The 5,146-nt window shown below is 63.0% G+C and carries 6 protein-coding genes; 2 read left to right on the forward strand and 4 right to left on the reverse strand.

Going from position 1 to position 5,146, the window contains the following annotated elements; all coding sequences use genetic code 11:
* On the forward strand, positions 1-402 hold a 402-nt coding region (locus EN984_RS22150; protein WP_127383948.1), incomplete at its 5' end, for a methyltransferase domain-containing protein.
* Positions 403-671: 269 nt separating this feature from the next.
* The gene (locus EN984_RS22155) at positions 672-1,034 is read left to right on the forward strand and encodes a hypothetical protein (RefSeq protein ID WP_127271228.1); all 363 of its coding nucleotides are present in this window, start codon (positions 672-674) and stop codon (positions 1,032-1,034) included.
* Here EN984_RS22155 and EN984_RS22160 read toward each other — a convergent pair.
* From EN984_RS22160 to EN984_RS22175, 4 genes are all read right to left on the reverse strand, one after another.
* On the reverse strand, positions 1,031-1,972 hold the full coding sequence (locus tag EN984_RS22160; RefSeq protein WP_127271229.1) for a glyoxylate/hydroxypyruvate reductase A: 942 nt from the start codon (positions 1,970-1,972) through the stop codon (positions 1,031-1,033). The two genes, EN984_RS22155 and EN984_RS22160, sit on opposite strands and share 4 nt — an antisense overlap.
* Positions 1,973-2,001: 29 nt before the next feature.
* On the reverse strand, positions 2,002-3,633 hold the full coding sequence (locus tag EN984_RS22165) for an ABC transporter ATP-binding protein (RefSeq protein WP_127271574.1): 1,632 nt from the start codon (positions 3,631-3,633) through the stop codon (positions 2,002-2,004).
* Complete coding sequence (locus EN984_RS22170; RefSeq protein WP_127271572.1) at positions 3,630-4,775, reverse strand: ABC transporter permease; 1,146 nt, start codon at positions 4,773-4,775, stop codon at positions 3,630-3,632. The genes EN984_RS22165 and EN984_RS22170 overlap by 4 nt, the downstream gene beginning before the upstream one ends.
* On the reverse strand, positions 4,775-5,146 hold a 372-nt coding region (locus tag EN984_RS22175; RefSeq protein ID WP_127383949.1), incomplete at its 5' end, for an ABC transporter permease subunit. The genes EN984_RS22175 and EN984_RS22170, both read right to left, overlap by 1 nt.

Below are 5,146 nucleotides of genomic sequence, written 5' to 3' on the forward strand. Positions count from 1 at the left end.
ATGCTAAGAAAGGCGCGGGCCAAGGGCGTCTACGATTTCCTCGACAAGGCCGATCTGCGGGATTTTCCCTATGCCGGTCCGAAAGCCGATCTGGTGACGGTGGCCGATGTTTTCATCTATGTCGGCGCGCTGGACGGCGTGGTGAAGACGATTGCCCGCTTGCTGGCGACGGACGGCCTGTTCGCGTTTTCCGTCGAAACGCTGGCTGGCGATGGCGATTTCGTGCTGCTGCCGTCGCGCCGCTACGCGCATGCGCAACACTATGTGCGCGACGTCCTGGCCGCCAACGGGCTTTCGGTCCTCTCACTGGAGCCAACCGTCATCCGGCAGGATCGTGGGGAACACGTCAACGGGTTGGTCGTTGTGGCCGGGGCTCCGAACTCAGCCCGACAAAGGACCTGACGACAGCCAGTTCGGCGGTGTCGGCAGCTTTTACCGGCAGCGATAGGAATTTTTTCTTGACACCCTGCCCTCAGCACATTTTCGCCCATGGTGCTGATTTGCGCCAGTGACCCGCCGCGCAGGCGGGTTTTCGTTTGATGCTCCGTCAGCCACGCGCCAGCGGAGGGGCAGCCTCGCCGCTTCTTGCTGTGAAAAAGTCCGATTTGCATGCGCGACTGATATTTGCGATCTGCTCGCATCAGGGCGGGATATCAGGAGGAGCATAGCCGATGCGCTGGAACATGATGATCTTGGCCTCTTGCCTGCTGACCGCCGGCTGTGTCGGCGGCACCTCGATGTCGGAACAGCAGGATGCGAACGTCCAGTCCTCCCTGCAATACGACACCGTGCCGTGCGATCAGTTGCTGGCGCAGCGCAATGGCTTGGCGCAGCAATACAACCTTCCGGCGAAGGCCAAGCCGACATTCTCCAACCCGGCGATGGGCTTCGGCCCGTTCACGCCTGACATGCGCTCCAAGGCCAAACGCGATACCGACAAGGCAAGCGGTGAGATCGATGCCATGAACCGGTCGATCGATCGACGCGACTGCGGCCAGCCGGACAAGCAGAAGAAGATCGCTCTGCCTGGCTAGTACCCCGCCTTGCGGTCCACCAGATTGTCCAGCTTTTCACCGCGTTCGAAGGCGTCCATCTGGCGCAGCATGATCGGCGCCAGATGCACCGGATCGGAGGTCGCTGCCGCGTGCGGCGTCACAAACACTTTTGGATGCCCCCACAGCGGACTGGTCTTCGGCAGCGGTTCGACCTCGAACACGTCGAGGCTCGCCTCCTTCAATGTGCCGTCATCCAGCGCCCGCAAAATGTCGGCATCCTTCTGCAGACGGCCGCGCCCGGCATTGATCAGCACCGAACCGCCGAGGCCGTTGCGCTTCCGCAATTCCTTCAGCACGCCGTAGTTGATAATGCCCTTGGTCTCAGGCGTCAGCGGCAAAAGCACCACCAGGATGTCGGTGGCCTTGAGGAAGGGGATCAGTCCAGCTTCGCCGGAATAGGTCGCGACGCCTTCCATGGCCTTGTCGGTGCGCGACCAGCCATTGACGGCAAAGCCGAGCGACAAAAGCACCGAGGCCGCGGCGCGGCCGAGACTGCCGAGGCCCATGATGCCGACCGAAATGTCACCGGCAGGCCTCTGCTGCGGCTCGTGCCAGATCTTCTTCGGCTGCTGCGACCGGTAGAGCAGGCCCTGGCGGTGATGGTCGAGAACCCGCCAGACGACATATTCGGTCATGTACTGGGTGAGATTGTCGGCGACGACCTTGACAACAGGCACATCGGGCAGGCCGGGATCGGCGAAGATATGATCGACGCCGGCGCCGATCGAAAAGATGGCGCGCAGATTGGGCAGCGACGACAACAGGTTCGGCTTCTGCTTCCACACCACGGCATAGGTGATCGACGGGTCGCTGGCGCCGTCAGGCTCCAGCACCACCTCGCGCTCGGCCGACAGGAGCTCGCGCCAGCGCTGCGGATGAAAGCCGGTGACGGCAAGCAGGATACGGCCTTTTTCCATTGCGGTCTTTTAGTCCCTCTCTACGCAAATCACTCGCTGACGATGCCGACCGGTGCCGTCTCGATCTTGAAGGCGGCCGAGATCAGCGCCCGAGTATAGTCGGTTTGCGGATTTTCAAAAATCTGCTGGGAAGGACCAGCTTCGACGATCCGGCCATTGCGCATGACGATGACGTCGTTGGCGAGCGCGCGGATGACTTTCAAATCATGGCTGATGAAGAGATAGGCGAGATCGTGCTTGGCCTGCAGGCTGCGCAGCAGATCGACGACCTGCGCCTGCACGCTCATGTCGAGTGCCGATGTCGGCTCGTCCAGCATGACGAAGCGCGGGTTGAGCACCATGGCGCGTGCGATGGCAACGCGCTGGCGCTGGCCGCCGGAAAACTCGTGCGGATAGCGGTTGCGTGTCGCCGGATCGAGCCCGACCTCCTTCAGCACGGCGGCCACCTTGTCGTCGCGCTCGTCGGGCGACAGCTTCGGCTCGTGGATCTTGAGGCCTTCTTCGATGATCTCTGCGATCGACATGCGCGGGCTGAGCGAGCCGAACGGATCCTGGAAGACGATCTGCAATTCGCGCCTGAGCGGCCGCATGGCGTTGAAAGTCAGCTGGTTGATGTCGCGGCCGTTGAACTGGATCGTGCCGGTCGACGAGATCATTCTTGCCAGCGCCAGGCCGAGCGTCGTCTTGCCGGAGCCGGATTCGCCGACCACGCCCAGCGTCTGGCCGGCGCGCACGGTGACATCGATGCCGTCGACGGCCTTCACATTGTCGACGGTGCGGCGGAAGAAGCCCTGCTTGATCGGGAACCAGACCTTTACGTCCTTGCCGGTCATGACAGGCTTGGCATCGGCATTGGCGGCCGGCGGCTTGCCCTTCGGCTCGGCCGCCAGCAGATGCCTTGTATAGGCATGCTGCGGATTGGCGAAGATCTCTTTGGTCGGCCCGGTCTCGACTATCTTGCCCTTGGTCATCACGCAGACACGGTCGGCGATCTTGCGCACGATGCCGAGATCATGGGTGATGAACAGCATCGACATGCCCTTGCGGCTCTTCAGCCCGGCCAGCAGCTCGAGGATCTGCGCCTGCACGGTGACGTCGAGCGCCGTCGTCGGCTCGTCGGCGATCAGAAGTTCGGGCTCGTTGGCCAGCGCCATGGCGATCATCACGCGCTGGCGCTGGCCGCCGGACAACTGGTGCGGATAGGCATCGAGGCGCTTGTGCGGATCGCGGATGCCGACCTCGTTGAGCAAGGCCAGCGTGCGCTCCTTGGCCGGGCGGTCGGCCGTGCCCTGGTGCAGCTTCAGGATCTCGACGATCTGCTGCTCGATCGTGTGCAGCGGATTGAGCGAAGTCATCGGCTCCTGGAAGATCATGGTGATCTTGTTGCCGCGCACCTGCCGCAACTGCTTCTCGTTCATCGCCAGCAGGTCGGCGCCCTGGAACAGGATCTTTCCCGAGGGATGGCTGGCGCTTGGATAAGGCAACAGCTTCAGCACCGAAAGCGCCGAGACCGATTTGCCGGAACCGGATTCGCCGACCAGCGCCACCGTCTCGCCCTTGGCGATGTCGAACGAGATGTGGTCGACCGCCGTCGACTGGCCGCCGCCCTGGCTGAAGGCGACGCTGAGGTCCTGTACGCTGAGCAAGGGGGCTTCGCTCATCTGAACGTCTTGCGCGGATCGAAGGCGTCGCGCGTCGCCTCGCCGACGAAGACCAGCAGCGACAGCATCAGCGAGATGACGACGAAGCCGGAGATGCCGAGCCACGGCGCATTGAGGTTCCGCTGCGCCTGCTTGAGCAGTTCGCCGAGCGAGGCGGAGCCGGGCGGCAGGCCAAAGCCGAGGTAGTCGAGCGAGGTCAGCGTCGAGATCGAGCCTGAGAGCAGGAAGGGCATGAAGGTCAATGTCGCCACCATGGCGTTGGGCAGCAGGTGCCGGAACATGATGGTGCGGTTGGGCACGCCGAGCGCCCGGGCCGCGTTGACATATTCGAAATTGCGGGCGCGCAGGAACTCGGCCCGCACCACGCCGACCAGCGCCACCCAGGAGAACAGCAGCATCAGGCCGAGCAGGATGAAGAAGCCCGGCGGCAGGATGGCGGCGACGATGAGCAGGAGATAGAGCACCGGGATCGCCGACCAGATTTCGATGAAACGCTGGAACAAGAGATCCGTCCAGCCGCCGAAATAGCCTTGCACGGCGCCGGCCGCGACGCCGATCAAGGCCGAGCCGGCGGTCAGGATCAGGCCGAACAGCACCGAAATGCGGAAGCCGTAGATGACGCGCGCCAGCACGTCGCGCGCCTGGTCGTCGGTACCGAGCCAATTCCAGTTGCCGACGATGCAGGCGGGGTCGGCGGCACCCTTCGGATACTGGTTGCAGCGCTTCGTGGCGTCATACTGCCAAGACGGCCTGGCCGGCGCTGCTTCCGGAATGGCGTTGTTGACGGTCTGATAGGAGTAGCGCACCGGTGGCCAGATCATCCAGCCATTGGCGTTGATCTCGTCCTGGATGACCGGGTCGCGATAATCGGTGACGGCATAGAAACCGCCGAATTTTTCCTCGGGGTAGGCGACCAGCACCGGAAACAGGATCTCGCCCTTGTAGGAGGCGATGATCGGCTTGTCGTTGGCGATGAACTCGGAAAACAGCGACAGCACGAACAGGACGAGGAAGATCCACAGCGACCAGTAGCCGCGCCGGTTGGCTCTGAAGTTCTGCAGGCGCCGCTTGTTGAGCGGCGACAGAAACGGCCGCTTGATCCGCGCGGGTGCCGCGTCCACGGGGACTGTAGCCTCCGACATCAGATGTCTCTCCGCTCGAAATCGATGCGCGGATCGACCCAGGTGTAGAGCAGGTCGGACAAGAGACCGACGAACAGCCCGAGCAGCGAGAAGATGTAAAGATTGGCGAACACCACGGGATAGTCGCGCTCGACCACCGACCGGAAGCCGAGCAGGCCGAGGCCGTCGAGGGAAAAGATGTTCTCGATCAGCAGCGAGCCGGTGAAGAAGGCCGAGATGAAGGCGCCGGGAAAGCCGGCGATGACGATCAGCATGGCGTTGCGGAAGACGTGGCCGTAGAGCACCTGCCGTTCCGACAGGCCCTTGGCCCGCGCCGTCACCACATACTGCTTGCGGATTTCTTCGAGGAACGAGTTCTTGGTCAATAGCGT

The organism is Mesorhizobium sp. M7A.F.Ca.CA.004.12.1.1 (assembly GCF_003997835.1).
Taxonomy (GTDB): Bacteria; Pseudomonadota; Alphaproteobacteria; order Rhizobiales; family Rhizobiaceae; genus Mesorhizobium.

Excerpts from the sequence above, each read along its gene's own strand:
- EN984_RS22160 (WP_127271229.1), bottom strand. The coding sequence starts at position 1,972 with ATGGAAAAAGGCCGTATCCTGCTTGCCGTCACCGGCTTTCATCCGCAG.
- EN984_RS22165 (WP_127271574.1), bottom strand. The coding sequence starts at position 3,633 with ATGAGCGAAGCCCCCTTGCTCAGCGTACAGGACCTCAGCGTCGCCTTC.
- EN984_RS22155 (WP_127271228.1), top strand. The coding sequence starts at position 672 with ATGCGCTGGAACATGATGATCTTGGCCTCTTGCCTGCTGACCGCCGGC.
- EN984_RS22170 (WP_127271572.1), bottom strand. The coding sequence starts at position 4,775 with ATGTCGGAGGCTACAGTCCCCGTGGACGCGGCACCCGCGCGGATCAAG.